This window comes from Pseudomonas sp. W5-01 (assembly GCF_046540435.1).
GTDB classification, from domain to species: Bacteria; Pseudomonadota; Gammaproteobacteria; order Pseudomonadales; family Pseudomonadaceae; genus Aquipseudomonas; species Aquipseudomonas graminis_B.
In genome coordinates this window covers 960,532-981,533 of sequence record NZ_JAXCIP010000002.1, presented here as the reverse complement: position 1 = coordinate 981,533, position 21,002 = coordinate 960,532, and the positions used below count along the sequence as shown (strand labels likewise).

At 57.5% G+C, this 21,002-nt stretch carries 31 protein-coding genes and 1 pseudogene; 6 read left to right on the top strand and 26 right to left on the bottom strand.

Translation table 11 applies throughout. The annotated features are described in order from the left end of the window. Window positions 1-46: 46 nt before the first annotated feature. From SLW75_RS09950 to SLW75_RS09830, 25 genes and pseudogenes are all read right to left on the bottom strand, one after another. Window positions 47-667: a hypothetical protein gene (locus SLW75_RS09950; RefSeq protein ID WP_410934355.1), complete on the bottom strand. Its 621-nt coding sequence runs from the start codon at window positions 665-667 to the stop codon at window positions 47-49. Then, window positions 664-1,392, bottom strand: coding sequence for a hypothetical protein (locus SLW75_RS09945; RefSeq protein WP_410934354.1), 729 nt, complete (start codon window positions 1,390-1,392; stop codon window positions 664-666). The genes SLW75_RS09950 and SLW75_RS09945 overlap by 4 nt, the downstream gene beginning before the upstream one ends. After that, window positions 1,392-2,363, bottom strand: coding sequence for a hypothetical protein (locus SLW75_RS09940; protein ID WP_410934353.1), 972 nt, complete (start codon window positions 2,361-2,363; stop codon window positions 1,392-1,394). Before SLW75_RS09940 ends, SLW75_RS09945 begins: the two co-directional genes overlap by 1 nt. Next, on the bottom strand, window positions 2,360-2,878 hold the full coding sequence (locus SLW75_RS09935) for a DUF4214 domain-containing protein (protein WP_410934390.1): 519 nt from the start codon (window positions 2,876-2,878) through the stop codon (window positions 2,360-2,362). Before SLW75_RS09935 ends, SLW75_RS09940 begins: the two co-directional genes overlap by 4 nt. A 1,440-nt stretch (window positions 2,879-4,318) precedes the next feature. Beyond that, window positions 4,319-4,546: pseudogene (locus SLW75_RS09930) on the bottom strand (phage portal protein); the annotation flags it as partial. Further along, complete coding sequence (locus tag SLW75_RS09925) at window positions 4,539-4,700, bottom strand: hypothetical protein (protein ID WP_410934352.1); 162 nt, start codon at window positions 4,698-4,700, stop codon at window positions 4,539-4,541. The gene SLW75_RS09925 and the pseudogene SLW75_RS09930, both read right to left, overlap by 8 nt. Beyond that, a complete protein-coding gene (locus SLW75_RS09920; protein WP_410934351.1) occupies window positions 4,697-6,274 on the bottom strand; it encodes a terminase large subunit in 1,578 nt (525 codons plus the stop codon). The genes SLW75_RS09925 and SLW75_RS09920 overlap by 4 nt, the downstream gene beginning before the upstream one ends. A 111-nt stretch (window positions 6,275-6,385) precedes the next feature. Next, on the bottom strand, window positions 6,386-6,901 hold the full coding sequence (locus tag SLW75_RS09915; protein ID WP_410934350.1) for a terminase small subunit: 516 nt from the start codon (window positions 6,899-6,901) through the stop codon (window positions 6,386-6,388). A 239-nt stretch (window positions 6,902-7,140) separates the two neighbouring features. Continuing rightward, on the bottom strand, window positions 7,141-7,320 hold the full coding sequence (locus SLW75_RS09910; protein ID WP_410934349.1) for an HNH endonuclease: 180 nt from the start codon (window positions 7,318-7,320) through the stop codon (window positions 7,141-7,143). Window positions 7,321-7,456: 136 nt separating this feature from the next. Then, window positions 7,457-7,780 (bottom strand): hypothetical protein, encoded by a 324-nt coding sequence (locus tag SLW75_RS09905; protein ID WP_410934348.1) that lies wholly within the window; start codon window positions 7,778-7,780, stop codon window positions 7,457-7,459. A 445-nt stretch (window positions 7,781-8,225) separates the two neighbouring features. Further along, entirely contained in the window at window positions 8,226-8,414 is a 189-nt protein-coding gene (locus tag SLW75_RS09900) for a hypothetical protein (protein ID WP_410934347.1), read from the bottom strand. Further along, window positions 8,374-8,760, bottom strand: a complete 387-nt coding sequence (locus SLW75_RS09895; RefSeq protein ID WP_410934389.1) for a hypothetical protein — start codon at window positions 8,758-8,760, stop codon at window positions 8,374-8,376. The genes SLW75_RS09900 and SLW75_RS09895 overlap by 41 nt, the downstream gene beginning before the upstream one ends. 41 nt (window positions 8,761-8,801) lie before the next feature. After that, window positions 8,802-9,119 (bottom strand): phage holin, lambda family, encoded by a 318-nt coding sequence (locus SLW75_RS09890; protein WP_122537670.1) that lies wholly within the window; start codon window positions 9,117-9,119, stop codon window positions 8,802-8,804. A 206-nt stretch (window positions 9,120-9,325) separates the two neighbouring features. Then, window positions 9,326-9,889 carry a hypothetical protein gene (locus SLW75_RS09885; RefSeq protein WP_410934346.1) on the bottom strand — a complete coding sequence of 188 codons (564 nt, stop codon included), beginning with the start codon at window positions 9,887-9,889 and terminating at the stop codon, window positions 9,326-9,328. A gap of 3 nt (window positions 9,890-9,892) precedes the next feature. Further along, window positions 9,893-10,204, bottom strand: coding sequence for a hypothetical protein (locus SLW75_RS09880; RefSeq protein WP_410934345.1), 312 nt, complete (start codon window positions 10,202-10,204; stop codon window positions 9,893-9,895). Then, the gene (locus SLW75_RS09875) at window positions 10,201-10,407 is read right to left on the bottom strand and encodes a hypothetical protein (protein ID WP_410934344.1); all 207 of its coding nucleotides are present in this window, start codon (window positions 10,405-10,407) and stop codon (window positions 10,201-10,203) included. Before SLW75_RS09875 ends, SLW75_RS09880 begins: the two co-directional genes overlap by 4 nt. Beyond that, the gene (locus SLW75_RS09870; RefSeq protein ID WP_410934343.1) at window positions 10,401-11,690 is read right to left on the bottom strand and encodes a tyrosine-type recombinase/integrase; all 1,290 of its coding nucleotides are present in this window, start codon (window positions 11,688-11,690) and stop codon (window positions 10,401-10,403) included. The genes SLW75_RS09875 and SLW75_RS09870 overlap by 7 nt, the downstream gene beginning before the upstream one ends. Further along, window positions 11,687-11,995 (bottom strand): hypothetical protein, encoded by a 309-nt coding sequence (locus SLW75_RS09865; RefSeq protein WP_410934342.1) that lies wholly within the window; start codon window positions 11,993-11,995, stop codon window positions 11,687-11,689. The genes SLW75_RS09870 and SLW75_RS09865 overlap by 4 nt, the downstream gene beginning before the upstream one ends. Continuing rightward, window positions 11,992-12,408, bottom strand: a complete 417-nt coding sequence (locus SLW75_RS09860) for a VRR-NUC domain-containing protein (protein WP_410934341.1) — start codon at window positions 12,406-12,408, stop codon at window positions 11,992-11,994. The genes SLW75_RS09865 and SLW75_RS09860 overlap by 4 nt, the downstream gene beginning before the upstream one ends. Window positions 12,409-12,630: 222 nt before the next feature. Further along, on the bottom strand, window positions 12,631-12,831 hold the full coding sequence (locus SLW75_RS09855; protein WP_410934340.1) for a hypothetical protein: 201 nt from the start codon (window positions 12,829-12,831) through the stop codon (window positions 12,631-12,633). Beyond that, window positions 12,828-13,484, bottom strand: a complete 657-nt coding sequence (locus SLW75_RS09850; RefSeq protein WP_410934339.1) for a replication protein P — start codon at window positions 13,482-13,484, stop codon at window positions 12,828-12,830. The genes SLW75_RS09855 and SLW75_RS09850 overlap by 4 nt, the downstream gene beginning before the upstream one ends. Then, on the bottom strand, window positions 13,484-14,260 hold the full coding sequence (locus SLW75_RS09845) for a helix-turn-helix domain-containing protein (RefSeq protein WP_410934388.1): 777 nt from the start codon (window positions 14,258-14,260) through the stop codon (window positions 13,484-13,486). The genes SLW75_RS09850 and SLW75_RS09845 overlap by 1 nt, the downstream gene beginning before the upstream one ends. Window positions 14,261-14,271: 11 nt before the next feature. Continuing rightward, window positions 14,272-14,934: a phage antirepressor KilAC domain-containing protein gene (locus SLW75_RS09840; RefSeq protein WP_410934338.1), complete on the bottom strand. Its 663-nt coding sequence runs from the start codon at window positions 14,932-14,934 to the stop codon at window positions 14,272-14,274. A gap of 146 nt (window positions 14,935-15,080) precedes the next feature. Beyond that, window positions 15,081-15,503 carry a phage regulatory CII family protein gene (locus tag SLW75_RS09835; RefSeq protein ID WP_369304811.1) on the bottom strand — a complete coding sequence of 141 codons (423 nt, stop codon included), beginning with the start codon at window positions 15,501-15,503 and terminating at the stop codon, window positions 15,081-15,083. A 71-nt stretch (window positions 15,504-15,574) separates the two neighbouring features. Then, entirely contained in the window at window positions 15,575-15,811 is a 237-nt protein-coding gene (locus tag SLW75_RS09830; RefSeq protein WP_037010812.1) for a hypothetical protein, read from the bottom strand. A 111-nt stretch (window positions 15,812-15,922) separates the two neighbouring features. Here SLW75_RS09830 and SLW75_RS09825 point away from each other — a divergent pair, with 111 nt between their 5' ends. Genes SLW75_RS09825 through SLW75_RS09810 form a run of 4 tightly spaced genes read left to right on the top strand, consistent with a single transcriptional unit; the run spans window position 15,923 to window position 18,860 of the window. Continuing rightward, window positions 15,923-16,774 (top strand): helix-turn-helix transcriptional regulator, encoded by an 852-nt coding sequence (locus tag SLW75_RS09825; protein WP_410934387.1) that lies wholly within the window; start codon window positions 15,923-15,925, stop codon window positions 16,772-16,774. Between the two features lie 11 nt (window positions 16,775-16,785). Further along, complete coding sequence (locus SLW75_RS09820) at window positions 16,786-17,874, top strand: hypothetical protein (protein WP_410934337.1); 1,089 nt, start codon at window positions 16,786-16,788, stop codon at window positions 17,872-17,874. Next, window positions 17,871-18,215, top strand: a complete 345-nt coding sequence (locus SLW75_RS09815) for an STAS-like domain-containing protein (RefSeq protein ID WP_410934336.1) — start codon at window positions 17,871-17,873, stop codon at window positions 18,213-18,215. Before SLW75_RS09820 ends, SLW75_RS09815 begins: the two co-directional genes overlap by 4 nt. A 3-nt stretch (window positions 18,216-18,218) precedes the next feature. Continuing rightward, on the top strand, window positions 18,219-18,860 hold the full coding sequence (locus SLW75_RS09810; protein ID WP_410934335.1) for a hypothetical protein: 642 nt from the start codon (window positions 18,219-18,221) through the stop codon (window positions 18,858-18,860). Window positions 18,861-18,923: 63 nt separating this feature from the next. Here the strand turns inward: SLW75_RS09810 and SLW75_RS09805 are convergent, their stop codons facing one another. Further along, on the bottom strand, window positions 18,924-19,202 hold the full coding sequence (locus SLW75_RS09805; RefSeq protein ID WP_410934386.1) for a DUF1654 domain-containing protein: 279 nt from the start codon (window positions 19,200-19,202) through the stop codon (window positions 18,924-18,926). A gap of 526 nt (window positions 19,203-19,728) precedes the next feature. Here SLW75_RS09805 and SLW75_RS09800 point away from each other — a divergent pair. Both SLW75_RS09800 and SLW75_RS09795 read left to right on the top strand, forming a co-directional pair. After that, window positions 19,729-20,304: a hypothetical protein gene (locus SLW75_RS09800; protein WP_410934334.1), complete on the top strand. Its 576-nt coding sequence runs from the start codon at window positions 19,729-19,731 to the stop codon at window positions 20,302-20,304. A 6-nt stretch (window positions 20,305-20,310) separates the two neighbouring features. Further along, window positions 20,311-20,499 (top strand): hypothetical protein, encoded by a 189-nt coding sequence (locus tag SLW75_RS09795; protein ID WP_410934333.1) that lies wholly within the window; start codon window positions 20,311-20,313, stop codon window positions 20,497-20,499. Window positions 20,500-21,002: the final 503 nt, after the last annotated feature.

The window sequence follows — 21,002 nt, the reverse complement described above, 5'->3', positions numbered from 1 at the left end:
CACAAAAAAACCGCCTCTCGGGCGGTGCGTGTTTGCGTTTCTGTAATCAGTAAGCGGAAAGAATCAGGTTCCGTTCTACCCCAGACGGGGCGTCAACGTAGATGTCGGTTATCGTCTTTGGCATGGTTACGTTGGACCAGTAGACTTGCAGCGCTGGCTCGGAGGCCACCGAAACAACGGAGCTTTGCGGCGCCCCTGTCATGTGCCCGATCCACGCTTGCGTTGACCTTGGTGTAATGCCAATGCTGATCAACAGCTCGTTGGGGGCGCGCGTACTGACATTGACAGGCTGAGCTGGGGAGATATGCGATTCCAGCTGCAGCCTTGACCAGCCCTGCGCACGAAAGGTCATTACCGCGAGTCCCAGCGTATTGGATGCCGACTTCTCCCATCGAGGAAGGGCAAGGCCCGGGGCGTATCTGGCGGCGCACAGATAGTCCTGATCGCCTTCGGAGAAGTGCTGCCAGCCGCTAGCCATAAACCTCGTCTTAATTGCTTCGGAACCTGGCGAGGCTAATGCCACCACCAGGTCACCTGGCTGAGTGCCTGCTGGGAAATTCACCTCTGCCGGCGTAGCGCCGACCGAAAGGTGGCTGTCAGCAGCAATAAGAGCCCAAGGCACAGACGGGCCGGCCTCCTCGCCGCCCATGAACAGTACCTCGATCATGACCGCGCTCCTACAGAGCCAACCCAGCCGGTACCGACCCAGAGAAGTATGACTGTCGTCCAGGCACTCCCCAGGACGGGCGGCTGACTGTAGTTCCAGAGAATGCCAGCCGGCCAAGTGATTTTGGCCGTACCTGTGATGTGCAGAACAACGGTCTGGGCGCGGTTCGCCGGCGGGGCATTTGCAAATGTCAGCGTTCGCGGGACATTCGCGCTGATCTGAAAGACCTGGCTGACGGCCAGATCCAGAACGGCGGTAGATGACGCCACATCAAGATCGTAGCGGCGCAGGCTGCCTGTATATTCAACCCCACCATCAGCCCGGGCAACCAGCGGAAGGCCGGCCTTGCCAGAAGTGGCCGGAAGGCCTGCAGCGCTCTGCGCGGCGGAGGCTGCTGCCTGAGCCGAGTCCCGAAAGCCCTTGCTGGCATCGGCCTGTGCTTTCGCGGCGCCCGCCTGGCTTGCAGCAGACTGAGCACTCAGCGCCGCGGCATTTGCTCTATCTGTGGCCGTCTCGACCTGGACGGTACCGTTATTGGTAACCTGTCGTGCGATCTCGACGACGGCATCAACCTGATCTCCAATGAAGTCGCCCATCTGATTAACTTGATCGCCAAACTGCGGCAAGGCCCCCATGAAGTTGTCGGCCAATGACGCGAATGTCCCTGAGGCATTCTGACGGCTCGGTGCCGGCGGCAGCGGTGTAATGATCGGCATGGTTGCCATTAGACGAGTCCTTCAACAGAAATTGAGCAGTCAGATACAGTCGGGCCGCTGATGACCAAGTTGAACTCCCGGTAGTACCCGTAAATAATCGTTGACTGATAGGTGGCCTCGCCGATCCACACCAAAGGCTTGGCGCGGTATTTGGCGAGAGTTCGTTGAGTTGCGCTCACGCGGGACGTTGGCACCATCAGGTCAAATTCAGCGCGCTTGGAATAGCCCCGCTCCACAACAGTGAAGTTTCCAAAGTCATCGCGATCCTTGCGGCTGTAGTCGGTAATCCCTACCGACGTGCCGTAGAGCGTTTCTCCAAGCTCTGCCATCTTCCCCATGATCAGCGCCCCAACAGAAGCGATTCCGCCAGGCTTGGATATAACGATGTCGATAGATCCGTAACTACCGACTGGAACATCCAGAAGAACAAAGTCCTCGTTCAACTCCACCGGGCTGAAGAAGTAGTCATACCAGTCATCAATGCCGTCCGTGGAAACTGGTGAGACTTGAGATTCAAATATGATCCCTTGATAGGGATCAATCGCTCGGACGTAAATCGACGCCGCATCAAGGCCAAAGAAGGCCATGGCATCTACTGCACGGCCGGGCACTATCTTCAGAGAAATGGTCTCGGGGTTGGTGGTTACAGTTCCAACCTTGTCATCAAACAGTTTCCAGCGGTTTGTTGCCCCCAGGTCCAGCCAGGTGGCCGGACTGGTGACCTTCGAAACCGGATTGGTGTTGGCGTTGCCCATCAACGCTTCGTAGTTGCGGTGATCCAGCATCACCCGGTCGCCAACCACGTAGGACTTCGTCGACAACCACCACGGGTAGTCGTCCTCGGGGACATTCGTGCTCATCGAAGCCAACTGAAACGCCTGTCCCACCTGGACAACCAACGGATCGGCCGCCGGCGCTACTTGAAACGCCACCACATTCATCATGCTGGGCGTTATTTGCACAGGTTCAATGATCCTCACGCCAACAACTCCTGTTCCAGTTTCTGCGGAAGCAGATCGGTGTTCTTCGCCGCCTTCATGGTGTTTTTAGCGATGGCAAACAGCGCCAACTTAAGCTCCGCACGAAGCTGTCGGACTTCCTCGGCAGCATCCTGGCTGCCGCCGCCGCCCCGCATCATCGACGCGGTTTGGTCAGCGTTGTAAATCCGGCTTGGACCCGTTATCTCAAGCTCCGGGCCGTTCTCCCCCACCATGCGCAAGCCGCCGCCGAAGCTGCCGCCGGCGGCGTAGCCTGGGATTTTCACGGTTTCGCCGTTGGCCTTGCCGCCTTGGGCGATAGCATCGACAAGGCCTGCGTAGGTGACAGAACCATTCGCCAGCAGCGACGACCAGAACGAGACCCCGCCAGCCTCGGCAGTTCGGCCAAGCACTCGCTGGTAAACCGACTCAACCAGCGCGGCATTGTTGTTGTAGGTGTTGCCAGCGCCAGCACCAGTTGCCTGGCCGGCCAAAGCCCGAACAACGTCAGCATTCATGCGATCCACGGCATCGGTCACCGACTGCACCGTCGTGTCTACGCCGTTGAGCGCATCCAACTGCGACTGAGCGAACGCCAGTTGCGAGTCGAACTGGGCCACCTGAGCGTCATACGCCTTTTTCGCCTGGTCCAACTGCTCCTGCAGCGCCGCGGCCGATTTCTCGGCATTGGTGAGCTGCTTACCATTCAGCGCGTTGAGCTCCGCCACCACGTTGGCCGTGCGGCCCTGGTCGCGGTTGAACTCCTCAAGCGAGGAATACAGGCCGGTGCTGTTGCTGCTTACAGCGGTGAGGGCATCGCCCAGTCCTGCGAAGTTTGCCAACGATCCGCCAGAACGCGCGGTGGCGAGTGCGCTTTGCAGCGTTGCCTGCGCCTGGCGGCGCAGCATCTGAACTGCAGACTCCGAATCGCCGCGCAACGACTTGAGCGCCGAACCGAGGTCATTACTGACGCCGGTCAGGTCGCTGACCAAGCTGTTTGCGGTGTCGAGCATGTCGCTGATCGAAGCGTTCGTGGCGTTGTAGGCTGCCTCGGCTGCTTTCTGCTGGGCACCGATAGCTCGCTGTACTGCCGCGAAACTGTTGGTGACCGCCAGACTCAGCGCATCCTTGATTGCCTGCGCCGCGGCTTCAGCCGCCTCTTTGGCAGCCTGAGCAGCCTCATCCTGAGCTTTTGCAGCATCTTGTGCAGCCTGCGTGGCTGCGGCTGCGTTCGCTTCCATGACATCAAAGGCAGCGTCAGCATCAGTCGCGAGGCCCAGCAACGAGTTGAACAGCGCCTTCCCGGCCACCGAGGTCTGGTCGATCGCGTTGACCATCGTGGCGAAGTCGGCGCGGCTTGCCGGCAGGCCCATACCCAGAGCAGCCAGTTCCTTGGTGGCGCGTTCCAGCGCATCCCCGGCCTTCTGCGTGTCCGTAGCGAACAGGCCGTAATAGTTGGACCAAGCGTTCGATGCGGCTTGAGCAGCCTGAACCGCCGCATCTGCCGCATCTTGGGCGGCCTGCAACGCTGCATCAGCAGAGGCCTTGGTGCGTTTGTCGACCTCCGTGTAGTACGCGTCTGCGCTGGTGGCCAGCCCCATCATAGTTGCAAACATCGCTTGGCCTGCGGTGGTCGTGACGTCAATGTCTTCAACCATATTCCGGTAGGCGGACCGAGTGTCAGGCAGGTTTAGGCCGAAGCCCGCAAAGGCACCCTGCAAGCTCTTCGTCAGATCGGCGAATTGCTCATCGGCACTGAAGAATGCCTGGTAGTAAGTGCCCACGCTCTTGTTGAGCGCATCGACCTTTTCCTTAGCCGTCGCCGTGGCGGTGTCCAGATTAGAAATCGCCCCGATCATGTTGAGGATCGAGTCGGAGGCGATCAGGCCGGTGTTGTCCAGCTTGAGGTTCGCAACGTTGATCAATGACAGCGCATCGTTCACCCCGTTGAAGCGGGTGGGCAGCCCGGCAACCGATGTAGAGACGATCCTCACGCATGACCAAACAGCTGAAAGCTGCATGGCGTTATCCACCGTGACGCGCTTGCCGGAACTGGACTCTCCACCGAGGAACTGGGACCAGAACCCGCCGTCGCTCAATTTGATAGATTTACTCACCCAATCGCCGAGAGACGCTCTGGGCCTGCTGGCGGCACGTCCCAGGACTGCTGATAGAGAGTTATTCAATGTTCAGCCCCTTTCGCACGAAACCGGCGATGAGCAGCAATGAGGCGCCGCCGGCGAGCAAAGCCCAGCCGGTGCCGAGCAGGACATACACCCCAGCGACAACCACAGCGAATCCGCATAGCGCGGTCGCTATAAAAAAGTGCAATGGGTTCATACGATGATCGGGTTCCTGATGCCGGCCATGAAATCATCATTGCCGCGCCCCTCGGGGTTCAGCGAGATCAAGGTCACGGCGTTGAATAGAGCCATCAACGGATCGATCTTGGCCGACCCGCTGGCTTGCTTGGTGATCAGAATCGAGTTGGCGCGCGGTTCGACCTTGGCGTTGCTGACGCACCAGGCCATCATCGGCTGGCCGCCGTGCTTCATCCCGCCCTCGGCCAGTTTGCGTTCGGCTGTCTTGATGGCCCCGCCCAGCTTCCAGCCTTGGCTGATAGCCGCGATCTTCTCCGGTGGAATCTCCCGCTCGATCATGGCGTCGTAAATGGCACCGATGCCGACAGGGTCGCAACCCACCTTGTCGAGCAGGCCAGATGCTTCGATCTGTTCAACAAGGTCGGCAACGTCATTCACGTCATCGCCAATGCGGACGGATAACGTCAGGTCGCCTTGCTTCTCAAAATCGTGGAAGCGCGGGGCTTCTGATTTGCGACGTTCAAGAACCGAGGGATGGGCCCATGCATGCGTCCAGATCAACCAGTCTCGGGTACGCTTGTCCCGGCCAACAGCTGCGAAACCCAACAAGTCATCCAGGCCCCCGCCGTCAATGCCGACATCGATGACCTCCGACATAGAGATCAACATGTCCAATGTCAGCACCGGTACCGCCGAAGCGGCCCAAAAGTCGGCGCCTGCCCAGCGGTCCGAGCGAAGTGCCAAGCCGATCTCGACGTTCAGGTGCTTGGACATGAAGCCCAGTATTTCAGCCTCGCCAGCCTCCTCTGCTTTCTTCATTTCCCGAATCAGGAATTTCTCACTGACCGAGTAACCCATGTTCGGGTTGGTGATGTAGAAGTTCTCGGGGTTGCGGTGTTCGTTGGCCTTAAGGATGTGCTGCGGAAACTCGTAGATGACCGGCAGGAAGTTGGGATCAATGATGGTCCCGTCTCGCACGCCGCGAGCGTATTGCAACTTCTCGCGGAAAACACCTGCAGGGGGCTGGTCGGATTGCGTCGTCAGGTAAATAACGAAGCCTTCTGGCCGCGAAGCCAGGCCACCGGTAGCCTCACGTAGCATATTCGCTGCATGCGGGTTTTTGCCGAACAGGTGAAGCTCGTCCACCAGCACGACCGCAGCCTTCTTACCCCCCACGGTGTTCTGGTCAGCGGCTACCACCTTCAGGGTCGCGCCGGACTCGCGATGCGTGATCGTGCGGAGGTGGTCCTGCACGTGCAGCAGCGCCGAAAGTTCTTCGTCGTGCTTGACCATGTCACGGGCCGGCGCGTAGGCGTTGTTTGCAACCTCAATGGTCGGGGCCAGGATGATGAACTCTGCTGACTGCCGCCAGTTGCGAATCAACACGGTGAGCATGATCGCCGCGGCCATCGTACTTTTTGCGTTTTTCTTACTGATCAGGAGAAAGAATTCCTGAATCAGCCTCTCACCGGTGTTTGAGTTGTAAGCACCAAAAATGGCGCCAGCCAAGTCGCTTATCCACGGCGCGCAGGATTCGCCGATCAGAGGGCTGCCTGGCGCGTCGACGATCCGCAGATCGTTCAGCACCTCCATGCACGCTCGCGCCTCATCAGGGAACAGCGGCGGGAATGGAACCAGCGATTGCCGATTTACAATCCTCGTCTCCCAGTCTGGGCACGAAGTGTCCCAGATGGGTTCGTTCAATTATTTCACCGCTCGTAGATGGCTGGGGGGCGGAGGTGCAGCACCAAACCTGCCCTTGGCAGCGATCTTGGCGGCGTTCTCTTTCTCCTCTTTCTTGCCGCCCTCGCCTTTGCGGGGATGGATGAATGGCATCAGGGCCTTCGCGGCGTCGACGCGCAACTTCGAGTCGGTCTCAAAATCGTTCATCGTCGCGAGCAGAAACTCCTTGGGGTCCGAGAAGCGCATGGCCTTGACCAGGTCGAAGCTTGCATCGCCCGGGTTGTCGTCAGCCACCTGGTCCCGGCGACCCGCATCCCCACCCGACTTGGGAGGGGCGTCCCCTTTAACAAATTTGTTAACCTTTTTGTTAACGGCTGGGCCGGCCAAAGCAGCGATAACGAACTGATCCTTTGCCAGGCGTGCGCCAGCTTGCGCGGCGCTAGAGGCCGCGTAACCTGCGGCTATCGCTGCCTCTTTATTGGACGCACCTTCCCTCTTCGCAGCGACGAATGCCTGCTTTTTCGGGGTCAGTGCCATTTAACAAAAAACCTGTGAGGGGGAAAAAATCTCTGCGTGCGGTCGGGGGCGGTGTCCGAGGCAAAAAGCCCCATGGTTTGGACCCGCCCCTCCCGCGAATGGGAATTCGTATCATTTCGGCGCAAAACCGTGCATTTCGCACGAAATCACGGCCGTACCCGAGTGATGGGCCGCGCTAAGCAATAACTAATCTCATTCAGATCTTGCGCGTCGTGCGTTCTGCATGATCGGAGGCCAGATCAGCTGCGGCCCGCGCCGTGCGCGGACTCTTGTGCCGTCTTCACCTTGTGGCAGGGCACACACAGCGCTTGCAAATTCGCATCATCATCACTACCACCTTGGGCGATGTTGATGATGTGGTCGACCTCAAGGTCAAGCGTGACCGTTCCGCACGACTGGCACGTGTACTGGTCACGCACGAGGATCGCCGCGCGCTTGCGGCGCCATGGCCGGCCACCTCGACCCGATCCCCATCCCTCATTACCTGACTCAGGGATCGGCTGAGCAAACTTCCTTCCCTCGGGCTCAGCCATCCGCGACGGAAGAGTGGAGAGCCTACTCAATAGATTTCACAAGCCGGCGGATGGAATCCCCGCAGCTTGTGATCTCGACGAGACGATCATCCGGACCGGACGCCTCGGCCGACTCGATCACAATGACCTCGGCCGTGATGGGCTCGATGTGGTGCGGCATCACCGTGATGGTCGCCTTCCACACACCACTTGGCTCTGCCGTCATGGTGATGGACGTGATGCCTGTCAGTTCACTACCGTCGCTCAGCATCACCCGCGTGCCCATCGTCGGCAGCGCGCTATTCGGGCTCAGGCTGGCTGACGGGATGATCGTCGCCACGCTGACGTAGTTGGTTGATTCGCTCACTGGCGATCCTCATAAATTTCAGGGCTCGAGTGCGTACAGCCGAGCATGTCGTACAGGCCATGGTCTTTACTCAACTGTGCAGGTCGGCCACTTGCAGCACGCGAACTGAGAGCGCTTACATAGTCGTGTCCGACCGGCATGATTATGGGAAACGGCTAAGCGACGAACCGCTGTTGTTAAAGCCGAAGCATGCATTCTTAATGCTGCTATGCAGTTGCTCGGAGTCGCAGGTCATGTCATCACACTCGGTCCCACTAATACCTGCTTCGATGCCCGAATCTGTGGTAATCGCCACACTCCAAGCCGTTCAGATTCAACTCACCGAACTTTTAGCTTTGCCTGTGAGTGAATGGGGTCCGAATCACCAACTAGACTATTCACAGCTGACGCTTTACGAGGATTCGCTAAGAGCTCAGCTTCTGCGTGAATGACGTCAACTCCTCGCCTATTTGCTCTGGCTGCGCAGGATCTGGGCGTCTACCTGATCGGCACATGTGTCGAGCAGCTTGATGGCCTGATCCTTCAGTTCCCACACATCGCCGTTATCACGCAGATCGGTGTCAATTGTATTGACCCGCTCGCAGGGGACCAGCTCAGGGGCTTCCAGTCTTATTGCCGTGGTCTTTGTTACCACTTGCGGCTTTGCCGCGCAGGCCGTCAGGCAAAGGCTGAGCAGCCCAATCACGAACCGGTTTGCTGTTGCGCTTGAGATCATCGAAATCCTTCTTGGCCTTATTGGCCTTGTCTTCGCTGGCCTTGATGCGCTTGTTGAGGTCGGCGGCGTATTTGGCGTTGCGCTCTGCCTCGGCGCGCAGCGTGGTGATCGTGGCCTGGCTGTCCTTATTGGCATCGACGGCTTCCTGCTTGGCTTTGGCCTCAACGGTTACTGCGCCCTGCAAGGAAACCACGCGGATCTGCTGGATGGCGATTAGCAAGCCCATGACGATGGCAATGACAATGGCGACTGCAATGGTTCGCAACGTGGAGCCGACCTTGGCTACTGCGACAACTGGCTCGAGGCTCATATTGAATCCGCCTTGCGGCCGAGGAATCGGATGATCAGTTCGCGGATCGCGGTAACACCGATGAATCCGATGGTGCCGCCGGCGGCGACAGATAAGCTCGACGGCCAGGCCATCCATTCGATGACGCTGCTGGCAGACAGGCTCAAGGCACCGCAGATCAACGCTTCGAGCACGACGCGCCATTTGTTGGCTTCTTTTCCTTCATACAGCACGCGCAGTAGTGAAATGGTTGCGGCCATGATCGCTCCTTGCCAGAGCGGATTCGACAGGACGAGCCAGACCTGCGCCCAGAAGTCAGGTGATTTTTCAGGCATGTTCGTCGTAGTCCGACATCCACCCTTTCGGGATCGGAAATGAATCGGCCCCGCAGCACTCCCAGCTCGGAGCGATGGGCGTGGCAGGGCCGAAAACGAAGAAACCCGGCGCGAGGGCCGGGTTTCTGATGTTTGTTTGTCGCTGCGTATCACCGCACGCAAGATCGACATGATGGGGTTAATTTACGGCCAAACGGCCACCATGGTCAAGCGGCATCGATGAAGATTTGTTCGGCGTCAAAGATGTGGGTCGCGTGAATGACGGCCGCCTCTTCCAGTTGTTCGAGCCGCTTGTGGATGCCTGCTCTCCAGTTGCGGCGAGTCCGCTCAGGGGAGGCATCCACGTCCCAGGTGTTCATGTCGTAGAACTCAGGTAGGAGCACGATCATGTCGGTGGAGCGCTTGCCGCTCTGGACGCCCTTGAGCTTTGGGATTGCCCAGGCCGTGAGCCCCTTATAGATGAACAGCTGTGGCGCGGGCGATGAAATACGACTGACGAGACGTCCGATGGCGGCCACCTTGTTCGCCTTGTGCGTGGAGTACTTGGCGACCAGTACGTCCCAGTGCGCAGGCTCCAACTTGCGATGCAGCAGCGCGTATAGGCAGCAGTCGTAATCGAACTTGTCCCGCACCGAGAGCGTGCTGCCGGTGCCGCCCTGCCGCAGATCAGCGTCGATCAGCTTCTGCCACGACTGCTTCGTGCTGTTGTCGATGTTGTCGGCGGCCAGCACGCGCACCAGGGTACTCATCACATCTTTGTACATGCCCATCGATCAATCCCCTGTGAAGTTCGTGCCGCAGGCACCGCGGCGGTTGTTCTGTTCGTATTGTTCGTGCGCGCCGCCTTGGCTGTGTCGTACCCGGCTCAGCTCGGCGGTAACGCTGCGTAGCTTCAGATTGAGCTGTTGCACCATCTCAGGCAGCGGGAGCGGTTCTCCGGTGGTGGCGCAGACCCAGCCAGAGGCGTTGCAGTGGTCGCAGTCCAACTGATGGAAAATGCCGCGCACGACCGTCGCCCCGCGGCAGATACCGCACTCCATCAGCGGCTTCAACTCCTTCCGAAAAGCTGGTCCGTGGCTCTTCACTTGCTGGCCTCCATGATCTGGGCGTGCACGGCACTGAGGTCGACACGACCCGAATCGTTGCAGGCCGGGATTAGAATCTCCCGGCCTGAAATCATGTGCAGCTCGAGTGCAGAGCGGCCGTTGGGAAGAACTACCGTCTGCATCGAGCTGATATCGCCTGGCTGAACTGCCAGATCACGGCGCGGATCGACCAAAATCAGCATTTTGAAACCTCGCCTATGGTTGATTCTTGAATAGGGTTGCAGGCCATAAGAGACGTGGCCTGTAGCGATTTGTCGGAGTCCTCAAATCTAAAGCCGGTCAATCCGAGAATGACGCTTAGCCCCTTGCCGTCTAGATGGCGGTGCCACTTCTCCAGCGCGTCACGCTTGCGAGCCATCACGTCTGACTGGATGTAAACCTTCACGTTGTGGCCCATCGCATGGTTGATCAGCAGCTCTCCGATCAAGTGGTCGATCCCGATGTCAGCCCAGCCTGTGCGGGCCAGCTTGCGGAGGTCGTGACTCGTCCACTCTCCCTTCCCCAGACGCGTGAACACGGCACTGGCCTGGCTCTCGCTCAGCGGCTTGCCTCGGCGCCCGGGGAACAGGAATGGGCCGGTGTAGCCTCGGTTCTGCTGCACTTGGCGATACAACATCAGCAGATGCCGGACAGCCTCGGTCAGCGGCAAGTAATGCTCCACCCGAGTCTTCGTGTCAGCCGCCGGAATAAACCAGACCTGTTCGGCAAGGCTTATGTGGTCCCAACGCGCCTGGCGGGTTTCACCGATGCGTGTGCCATGGCAGAGCATCATCAGCGCGAGGATCGCGTCGTTCGGGATCGGGAACAGCTCGCGCAGCAGCAGCTGCAGAAGCTCCTCGATGTGCACGCCTCGCAGCCGTGACGGCTTTACGGTGACCTTGGCCTTCGAGAAATCGCTGAACTTGATCCCGGTCAGAGGATTGCTCGCGATCAGCCCCAACTTGTGAGCCTGACGGAATGCCAGCGCCAGCAGTTGGAAGACCAGCCGGACGTAATCAATGGACAGCGTCTCCTGCATCGGCCACATCAGCTCACGGTCGAGGAAGGCCTTGTCGATATCGGTCAGTGCTGCAGGGCCGAGGCGCGGCAGCAGGTGGCACTTGATCGCGGAGGCGGCAGTGTCTTTGCGCTTGTCGGAGAGGCTGCGATCGCGAGACATGCGTTCGGCGTACCAATCCAGCAGCTCGCCAACGGTCAGCCACTTCGAGAGGTTCGTGCTCGCGCCGGCGTCCAGACGCAGACGGATATCAGGCAGCGCGGCGACGACCTGTTTGACGGACAGGTCCGGATAGCTGCCGATCCGATTCCACTTGCCCCGCACCACCAGGAACCACGACGCCCGGGCGCGGGTTTTGGCGAAGCGCAGGTACAGGCCGCGATGCTCGTAATCGCGAAGGTCACGGATCGTGCCGGCCGCCTGCCGTTTGATTTCGGCGTCGGTGATCTTCACGGCGGCGGTCGTCATGCCTCTGCCGCCTTCGTCTTCAGCTCAGAAGGATCGAAGTCGCCACCCAGGGGCATAAGGTGTCGAGGCTCATGGATGCCGAAGCCGATCTGCACCACCTCGTCTTCGATAACCGCTACCAGATCGTCACCGACCAGCGTCCAGCAGGGGACATCATCGTGCCGGTACACAACACCATTCGGCGCAACGTAACAGTCCCCGCTTTGCACGAATTCACGGAGCTGGCACTGCTTGCCGATGTTCTGGGTCAGCGAGTTGGCACCCACGATGATTGCCAGATCACCAGCCTTAAACTGATAGTTCATGCGGCCACCACTGTGGGAGCGAGTCGAAGGTAAGCGCGGATCTGCTCCATCGCATCGAAGTGGCCCCGGCACACGATCGCCAGGTAGCCCTGATCATTCAGCCGGCGGATCCATGCGTGCTGACTGACCGACACCGCTGCATCGTTCGGCGCAGTCGCCTTGAACTCGAGGTAAAGGCCGAAGTAGCCCCCGCGCGCCATCGGCAGCACCAGATCTGGCACGCCCGCTTTAACGCCCTGGCCCTTCAGCTTGATTGCGACCAGTTTGTGACGTAGCCCACCATTGGGCACGTGGTAGATCAGCGCGGCCACGGCCGGCAGGGACAGCTCGAGCTCCTTGATCAGCGCGGCCTGCTCCAGGCCTTCGCGATCGACCGGCTTGGAGCGAGTGGACGGAGCCTTGAACATTCTCATTTGCCTGCGCCTTTAGCCGGAACGCGCGCTGGGCCGAAAGCAAAGCTGTCTCGACCTGCGCTGAGCACCGTCGAGTTGTTCAGTAGGGTTTTGAGCTGGGACCAGGTCATCGAAACAACTCCTGCAAATTGGCCGGCTTCACAGCCGTTTCAACTTTGTGGCTTGTGCCAACAGCGACAATCAATGTGAGCGCTGCTATGCATATCCAGATGCGTGATGCGTTCATGCAGTGGCCTCCGCGAGGTCAACGACTTCAAAGGTGCTGGGCCACATCAGGCGGCCAAACGACTCGGCAACGCCTTTGCGATCAAATAGCGCAACAGCAGGATCCGGGGGGGTGGACAGATCAATCTTCGAAGAACACGCGTAGACCGCGTAACGGAACGCCGCTGGGTCAGGCGCAGCAAGTCTTTCTTTGCTCATGCCGGTGCTCCGGCGCGGCGGGCGCGCAGTTCGGCCAAGGCCTTTTTTCCGATATCGGGAGTGCGACGGGCTTCAGCGCGGGCCGGTAGGGCCAAGGGCATCACCTGCAATGGCAGACCCTGGATCATGCGGCGGACGGTGATCACGTAGTTGCGCTCGAACAGCTTCATGGCGAGCGACGTTTCGAGGCGATTGAGCGGCTCGAATCCGCACTCTTTCGCCGTATGCCAGACAGCCTGATGCGACCACCTGCCCTGCCCGGCCATGGATGGGTGAGCGTTGCGGCAGGCCTCGTGGAAAGCCTTCTCCAGCGATGGGATGCCGAGCATTTCCGGGGTTGGCTGGCACAGCTTGATGAACTTGCCCACGCTCGGCGCGAAGTCCGAACCCAGCTTGCGGCACTGCTCGATGCCGAAGCGGATCTGCTCAATGCGAGTGATGTTCTCGGCCATGAACGCTTTGGTCCAAGTGGCCTTGGCCGCATCGACCGCAGCCTGATCAGGCCATGCCTGCTTCCAGGCTGGGAAGATCGCCATCAGCTCGCGGAACAGAGCGTTGATGACCTGAACCGTGCCGGCGTCGATCTTGAGCGGCACGACCTCGGCAGATGGAACGTTCGACAGTTGCTGCATGATGCTCGCGACGGACTTCATCAGAGACTCCCCATGTTTTCAGCCCAACTGGTGTCGTCAAAATCCGGGGCCTGGCCTTGGCCTGCCGCTTTGACTCGCTCACGCTTCACCCACTGCACGAGGCGGTAGCACCAGCCGGGCGACGAATCGACAGTGCCAGGGCGGGCAGCAAAGAAACCCTTGAACGCTCGAACCGCTGCATCAGGCACTGAGTCTGCTGGGATGCCGGCGATTGCGATCTGGTCGGCCAAGGCTTTCGCGTTTGGTTCCCACGCGGCGAACATGGCGAAGCGCTGGTTCGGCGACGGGCATTCAGCGGCGGCGAGGTCTTGCTCGGCAATCTCAGCGGCCAAATCGCGCTGCAGCTGCTGCTCTTCGGTTAACTGATGGTTAAGTGGTGTATTGGGTGCAGCTGCTGCACCCCGTTCTGCGTTTTCCTGCACCCCGTTCTGCTGCGAGCTGCACCCCGTGCGGTTATCTGCACCCCGTTCTTTACGGGGTGCAGCATTTGCACCCCGTTTAAGTTGGAGGTCGTAAACCACTGGGCGCCGGTCGCGACGATCTATGTAGGCGGCGGCAATGGCCTGATTGCCCTCGGTGATGAAACCCGCTTTCTCCAGCTCATCCAGTTTCAGGCGGACGGTGCGCTCGGACAGGCCGGTCTGTTTCGATATCGTCAGGGCGGACGGAAAGGCGCCACGACCCTCGGGACCTGCATAGTTCGCCATGCACAGCAGCACGTGGCGCGCGGCAGGGTTTTCCAGAGCAGTCGTCGGGATGTCCATTGCCCAGGTCATTGCTTGAACACTCACAGCGCAGCTCCAATGTTCTTCTCGGCCAGATATGCCAGGCCTTTCGGGGTGATCAGGGGTTGGTATGCCGCGCGTTCTGCACCAGTCTCGGCGTCGGGTTTGAGCTCGGTCACCTTGTGCACCATGAAGCCCTTGGTGAGCTGAGGCTGATAGGCAGTCCAGCGCTTGGAGCCGCCGCGATGGAATATCCAGCGATGGGCTTCGAGCCAGGCAAAAAGCTGGTTTGGCGAAATCTGGAGGTGCTTAGCGGCATCGCTGATGCAGATCGAACCGCCTGCCGCCGCGAGGCGATTAATCGCCGCGACCTTGGGGGCTTGGAGTTCGAGCACGCCTATCAGGCGCTGGGTTTCCTTGGCCTGGTCTGCGGCTAGCTGGAGCGCGTCGGCGTAATTGGCCGGGATGCGTGGAGCGCCCTGCTCTTCCAGCTCGCGCCAGCGGCGAACGACTGCCATACGAAGTGGTGCGCTGTAACCGGTGAGCAGGCAATCGGTGTGCTCACGGTCAAGCAGGTACTCAGTTTGCTTGCGGTTCATCCCGTCCAAATAGATGCGCGCAAATTTGCTCACATCTTCTTTGAGGTCGGCGGCCATCGTTTGAATGTCGCGCTTCACGTCCGGGTGCCGCTTGCCGGTCAGATCGGCAATCTCGCGCGACGACATGACCTGACGCGTCATTACTTGAGGTAGCCGTAGAACTGACGAATCAGTCCGGGTATTGCTCTGGGGGTTCTTGGTGTGCATAATCGGACCTCACAAGTGTTGTTGAAGAAGCCGGTCTAGCCACCGGCTTTTTTACTGCCTGCGATTTAGGCCGCTTTGATCGAAACCTTGAGAACGTGCAACGCCTTCTCTGCCTCGGCGATCTCGCGCATGATTCGCGCCCGCTCGACTTGATCAACGCGACCGTCAGCCATTGCGCGGTGCGTCTCCACCGTCACTTCGGAAATTTCCAGGGTTACGTGCCCCAGCGCCTGGTGAACATCGATCGCGGCGGGCTGTTCCTTAGCTACCAAGTCAAAGCCGAACCCGGCGGCGAGCGCCATCAAGGGGCGCATGTCCTGGGTGTGCAGCAGAATCCCGAAGAGGTGCTCAATGGTCAGGTGGTGAGCTGCGTTGTCCGGGTTGGAGCGCTGCAGCAGGCTCACATGGGCAAGACACATCTTCCCGGCCAGTTCCTCTGCGCCGCTCTCTTTCACCGTCGTGTGGCAAGCCCGCAAGAAATCTTCCATTCGTAAACCCTCAAATTTGTTTCAGTGGCTGCGTGCCACCACACGTTGCAAAATGTTTCCACACCTAGCGCCTATGCAGCGCCGAGCAGGACCTTGTGAGCCAGGCACAGCAAATCAGGACGAAGTCCAGCGATGGTGATCTCTCCACCCGAAGCATCCTGCAAGCGCTCGGCAAGCTCGGCAGAGGCCTTGCGATGACCGCCGGCGAGCTGCCAGAGGTGCCCAACAGTGGTGTTTGCCGCAGCTGCAACTTCTTTACGGCGCGGCGGAGGAGCGGCAGCAAGCCATTCACGCAGGTGGTGATTCATAGGGATCTCCTAAAACATAGGGGAAATTTAGCTTAGGGCTAATAATAGAGCAAGGAATATTTAGCTTTGAGCACATTTAGCATTGAGCTAAACACTGGCATCCTTGCGCGCATGGACATATATGCAATCCGCAAGCAGCAGCTGATCAACCTCATTGGAAACCAGAAGAAAGGCGCCTGCGCTGAACGCTGGGGGATGGCTCCTGCGCATTTGAGCCAGATCCTGTCTGACAAGACTGCGAAGAACCTAGGCGATGACGTGGCGCGCCGTATCGAAGCGGTTGAAGGGCTACCGAGAGGATGGTTCGACGCACTTGGAGAAGCTGGCTTGGGGGCACTTGCTCCTCAAGCTCAAGCAACCAGCCAAGCCGGCGACGAGATTCAAAATTCGACGGCAGCGGAGCTGGTCAAGAAAATGCTGGCAAAGGTGAGGGGGCTGTCGTTAGAAGCTCGGGATCGGATCGTGGCGGCGGCTGAAGAGCCAGACGAAAGTTCGTCGAGCATCCTGCCTGCCAACTTTTCCAGCCTGCGACCTACCAACGATGAGATCGTCATCCGCCAGTACGACATCCGGGCAGCGATGGGCCATGGACAGGTGCCGCCGGATTACACCGAGGTAGTGCGTAACCTGGTTGTGAGAGAAGAGATCCTTCGCGAGAAGGGTGTCAGCTACACCTCAAAGACTGCACTGGCCATGATCAGTGGCTGGGGCCAGAGCATGGAGGGAACCATCAACGATAAAGACCTAGTGATCGTCGACAAAGGCGTGCAGGACTTCATCGGGGAAGGGATCTACGTACTGACTTGGCATCAAGAGCTGTACATCAAGCGCGTAATGCGCCTGGACGAAGAGAACTACCGGCTGATCTCGGACAACCAGCATTATGAAAATCAAACTGCTCGGATCGATGACGTGACAATTCACGCAAAGGTCTTGCTAGTTTGGAATGCTAGAAAAGCTTAGCGGATTCGTAGTTGCAAAACGAAAACATAAAATTTCAAAAACCGAAGAATGGATTTCGTATGAAGAAGCCACGGACAGATTTTCGAGCAAGAGCATTGCGGAAAGAATGGAATGCTTACTGGCGGATTTTTCGTCCGAGAGGACGATCTTCGAGAACACGTTCGAATTGGGTCAGCGTACACCACGCCCCGGAAGAGTTCACCGTATTCAACGACTCTCGAGACAAGCTTCTCCCCTTCATCGAGGAGCTACGTGAAAAAGTAAAGTCTGGATGCAGATATCTGATAATAGATTTTTCTAAAACAGCGCGATTTATTTCTGGAGGAGCAATTCTTTTTTATGCAGAAATAGACAGGCTTCTCGACCTTCACCCAAAACTTAAAATTTCCTGCCGCCAACCATTCAATACCAAGGCTGCACATGTACTAAAACAAATTGGTTTTTTTAGTAGAATCGGGAAAAAAGTAACCTTGGCTCCCTGCCCACATGAAGATATTCTCAACTGGAGAGTAGCAAAAGGGCATGAGGTAATCGGGGAGAAATACGACGTCATTCTGGGCAAATATGACGGCGTCATCACCGAAGCATTACAAGAAGAGTTATATGAAGGCATTACAGAAGCAATGACGAATGCGAGACATCATGCTTATATAGCGCCCAGAAAAGACGGGATACGGTCTCCTAAGGACTACCGGCCATGGTGGATGTTTTCCCAAGAAAAGGATGGAATGCTGTCGGTGGTGTTTTGTGACTTAGGTATCGGAATCCCCAACTCGCTTCCCTACAGCGACGACGCGGGATGGCAAAAATGGTATCTGATCATGTCCAGGCTGGGGCTGAGCACTAAGGGTGATGCAAAGCTCATCCAAGGGGCCATCAGACATAGCAAGACCCGTACACGCGAACACAACCGGGGTAAGGGCCTAACCCAGATCGTTGAAACGATTGAAGCTAGCGATGGGGGGAGCGCTATAATTCTTAGCAACAGAGGCTGGTATCAGATCCAAAAAGGAAAAGAAACCTTTGGCGACTATGACCGGTCTATCAATGGAACCATTATTTCTTGGCAGATGCCGCTTGCGGCGAGGCTTGAAAAATGACTGACATCTTCTTAGCAAAGCAATTCTCGCGCCACCCTGCCGGAAGGTATAAGACAGATGGCCCTTATAGCGGCGAGCTATTTAGGGAGGAGCATCTTATACCTGCGATACGAAACAGACAGAGAGTGGTCGTGCATTTGGATGGAGCCCGAGGCTACGGTTCGTCTTTCCTGGAGGAAGCATTCGGAGGTTTAGTCCGACTATACTCGAAAGAGCTAGTAGATTCCTTTGTGATGATTGACTCACGAGATTCAAACCTTGTCAGTCGAATTAAGCTATATATGGAAAATGCGAAGGGCAAAGATAAAGTACGCAAAACAGCCAAATGGTTTGGGGCTTGATCAATGGATACACCAAGTGGAGGCGTGCCCGTACAAGGAATTACCTGGTTTAACCTTACAACTTGGATATTGGTAGTTGCCGGCTGGATCATTTTAAACTGGCAGAATAATCGTCGAGAGGAACGCAAAGAGATTAGAGCTGCCCTTACCTATTTAGTGACTGAAATTTCGTCACTGGAAAAAATGAGCATTAAGTATCACAAGTCAACACAGCGTAATGAAAAAATCGAATTAAAGATATCATCGTTAGAAAAAAAACTAAGCGAGCATCTATCGTATTTACGGCTCCGCAACTCGGCATACACGGCAGAATATTCTGCCTTTGTAGACTCTATTATGCTTGAAAACTTTCAGTCAGCTGCTTTTACGCAGAAGAATGGAAATTCTGAATTCATCGAGCGCATTCGTGATAATGCAAGCGAACTAGAATCGGCTCTTGAACTTGAATTCAGCAACTTATTTAGAGGTAGCTTCGCAACCAGACTTACATCCTCTGTAAAGCATACATTAGAGCTTAGAGGGGCGATTCCAAGCGTCTTAAGGTTTTTGATATCACAGCAACAGGCGATTATCACCCTTTTCGCTTATATATTTTTGGCGTGCTTTTTTGGCTATGTGTTGTCTTTAGTGCCGGCCAAGCCATAACGAGGTCAGTTGCATCATGCACCTCGCGAGTAGCCCGCATTACAGCGGGCTTTTTTGTGGGTGTCAGAAAGGCGCTGCTTCCTCCAATGCCTCGAATTCCTCGCGCACCTGGACCCGCGGATCATCTTCTGATGGGGCCTCCCACTTCAGTGTCACCGAAGATTCCTCATCGTTGAACACCATCTCGATCCCGTCCACTTCCGCGATCGCGCCCATCACCTCGTCCCATTCCCGCTCGCCGTCAGTCTCCAGCCTATGGATTGTTACCCACATCTGATCCTGGGCGATTGGGTGGTTGATCATGCTCGCAACCCTTAGGTTTAGGCACTCCAAGCTAGACATTATCACTCGCTCTTGGGGCTTGGTTTTTTGCGACTTTCCCATAATCCTCTCCTTAGTTGCTGTATACATGTACAGTGTTTGCGAATATTAGCCTCCTGCTAAGCGATGCCACAACCCCCAATTGGAGCGATCACGGCAAATTCGCCGCCGGACCGAAAGCTTCACTTCAAGCTAAATTATTTAGCTCCGAGCTGTTGACTATCTTTTAGCTCAGGGCTAAATTAATTTCAACGCCAGCGAATCTGGCGCCAGCGGCGGAAGCTGCGGCGCTCTTTAAAAAACAGCAGCAACAAATCAACAGACCGCATTGCCTCTACCGGCGACCGGCGATCAGACAGGTGAACGAGGAAAGCCTGCCAACGACAGGGAGAACCCTGGACGGCTGATCGATGACGAAACGTCAGAACCGCGCGAATGACCCAGCAAGCAATGCGCCCCGCCACCCCGGCGGCAATGGGAAAGATTTCACTGGCTGGCCTTGGCAACAGGGCCAGACGGGAAATCAACCGCTCTGGAGGGCACCAGCATGAACATCAGAGGTTTGGATAAGGCAGAGGTCTTGGCGGCACTCTTCAATGCGTCACGCCAGCAAGGGATAAGCTTTTTGGATTCTCGCGGCCGTCGCGATATGACAAAAGAGCGGGCAGCGGGAATCCTAAAAATTACCGAGGACTTCGATTACCTGGAGGGCCGAGTGATGAAGATCAGCCTGGTTCGCGACGAAGTCGAAACCCGCCTTTACGACCGCGACAACGGGCAAGGCGCTGCCGAACGTGCCATCGCGCATCTGGTCGCGGCGCGAGACAAAACTGATGCCGCTGGAGTAGCGATGCTCGCGCCGGGGCCGGGAGCAGCCACTTCACGATCTCGCGCGGGGGCAAGAGCCAGCACTGACATCAGCTTGGATCTGACCAACCCGCTGAACCCGCTGAGCCCATTCAGCCCGCTCAACACGACGTTCGACAACTCGCCTCAAACCTCGTCGGATCACTGCTCAAGAGGTAGCCACACCAGCAGCGACTACGGGTCGAGCAGCTCATCAAGCGATAGCTCGTGCAGCTACTCAAGCGACAGTAGCTCTTCCAGCAGCAGCTACGACTGAAAACGCATGTCGACCTTGGATGCCACCAAGCACATCACGCTCGAGCTGGAACATCCCGCAGGCTCGATGAAGTTCGACGGCGACCTCGCCGAGGGCCTGTACCTCGCAGCACGGCATCTGAACGGGCAAGAAAGGCTGGAGCTGATCCAGCGCATGCAAGACAGTCAGGCCGAACTTGAAGCGTTTGGCCGATAGACAACAGCACCAGCGTCAGCCTGACGAAAACTGCCCGATACCTGGAACGCTCTAACGCTGACAAGGCTGCATCGGAAATCCCCCGACCTGTAACGTACGGGAGGCTTAAGCCGAACAGAGCGATTCATGGCGACCTCTGATGCGGACAAACCATCATGACTTGACGCTGCCCCGCGCCGCTAAGGGATGGAGCCAAGAGGAATCTTATGCTCCCAAGTCTCACGGAAAGTGTCCTGTACGCAACACCACTTAATCCAAGCCGAGCCGCAGTCCCCGCAAAACATCGGGACGCCAGTCAGGCTTAGAAGTCGAATCACAGCACCACTACGCTCCATGCGCCGTGAGTCCGGCGGTGCAACGCCAAACTCTCCGGGTTTAACCAGCTCCACGCACAGGTAACAGAGCACGATGGCACTTCCCGACGATGAGGTTTGAGAAGAATCGATCATACATTTCCGCAGTGAGGGCATCTAGCTGTCAATCCGAAAGCCAGGCATTCCTCA

Coding starts and splice junctions, on each gene's coding strand:
- SLW75_RS09950 (WP_410934355.1), bottom strand. CDS start 667: ATGATCGAGGTACTGTTCATGGGCGGCGAGGAGGCCGGCCCGTCTGTG.
- SLW75_RS09945 (WP_410934354.1), bottom strand. CDS start 1,392: ATGGCAACCATGCCGATCATTACACCGCTGCCGCCGGCACCGAGCCGT.
- SLW75_RS09935 (WP_410934390.1), bottom strand. CDS start 2,878: ATGAATGCTGACGTTGTTCGGGCTTTGGCCGGCCAGGCAACTGGTGCT.
- SLW75_RS09925 (WP_410934352.1), bottom strand. CDS start 4,700: ATGAACCCATTGCACTTTTTTATAGCGACCGCGCTATGCGGATTCGCT.
- SLW75_RS09920 (WP_410934351.1), bottom strand. CDS start 6,274: ATGGAGGTGCTGAACGATCTGCGGATCGTCGACGCGCCAGGCAGCCCT.
- SLW75_RS09915 (WP_410934350.1), bottom strand. CDS start 6,901: ATGGCACTGACCCCGAAAAAGCAGGCATTCGTCGCTGCGAAGAGGGAA.
- SLW75_RS09890 (WP_122537670.1), bottom strand. CDS start 9,119: ATGCCTGAAAAATCACCTGACTTCTGGGCGCAGGTCTGGCTCGTCCTG.
- SLW75_RS09885 (WP_410934346.1), bottom strand. CDS start 9,889: ATGGGCATGTACAAAGATGTGATGAGTACCCTGGTGCGCGTGCTGGCC.
- SLW75_RS09875 (WP_410934344.1), bottom strand. CDS start 10,407: ATGCTGATTTTGGTCGATCCGCGCCGTGATCTGGCAGTTCAGCCAGGC.
- SLW75_RS09870 (WP_410934343.1), bottom strand. CDS start 11,690: ATGACGACCGCCGCCGTGAAGATCACCGACGCCGAAATCAAACGGCAG.
- SLW75_RS09865 (WP_410934342.1), bottom strand. CDS start 11,995: ATGAACTATCAGTTTAAGGCTGGTGATCTGGCAATCATCGTGGGTGCC.
- SLW75_RS09860 (WP_410934341.1), bottom strand. CDS start 12,408: ATGAGAATGTTCAAGGCTCCGTCCACTCGCTCCAAGCCGGTCGATCGC.
- SLW75_RS09855 (WP_410934340.1), bottom strand. CDS start 12,831: ATGAGCAAAGAAAGACTTGCTGCGCCTGACCCAGCGGCGTTCCGTTAC.
- SLW75_RS09850 (WP_410934339.1), bottom strand. CDS start 13,484: ATGAAGTCCGTCGCGAGCATCATGCAGCAACTGTCGAACGTTCCATCT.
- SLW75_RS09845 (WP_410934388.1), bottom strand. CDS start 14,260: ATGACCTGGGCAATGGACATCCCGACGACTGCTCTGGAAAACCCTGCC.
- SLW75_RS09840 (WP_410934338.1), bottom strand. CDS start 14,934: ATGTCGTCGCGCGAGATTGCCGATCTGACCGGCAAGCGGCACCCGGAC.
- SLW75_RS09835 (WP_369304811.1), bottom strand. CDS start 15,503: ATGGAAGATTTCTTGCGGGCTTGCCACACGACGGTGAAAGAGAGCGGC.
- SLW75_RS09830 (WP_037010812.1), bottom strand. CDS start 15,811: ATGAATCACCACCTGCGTGAATGGCTTGCTGCCGCTCCTCCGCCGCGC.
- SLW75_RS09825 (WP_410934387.1), top strand. CDS start 15,923: ATGGACATATATGCAATCCGCAAGCAGCAGCTGATCAACCTCATTGGA.
- SLW75_RS09815 (WP_410934336.1), top strand. CDS start 17,871: ATGACTGACATCTTCTTAGCAAAGCAATTCTCGCGCCACCCTGCCGGA.
- SLW75_RS09810 (WP_410934335.1), top strand. CDS start 18,219: ATGGATACACCAAGTGGAGGCGTGCCCGTACAAGGAATTACCTGGTTT.
- SLW75_RS09805 (WP_410934386.1), bottom strand. CDS start 19,202: ATGTCTAGCTTGGAGTGCCTAAACCTAAGGGTTGCGAGCATGATCAAC.
- SLW75_RS09800 (WP_410934334.1), top strand. CDS start 19,729: ATGAACATCAGAGGTTTGGATAAGGCAGAGGTCTTGGCGGCACTCTTC.
- SLW75_RS09795 (WP_410934333.1), top strand. CDS start 20,311: ATGTCGACCTTGGATGCCACCAAGCACATCACGCTCGAGCTGGAACAT.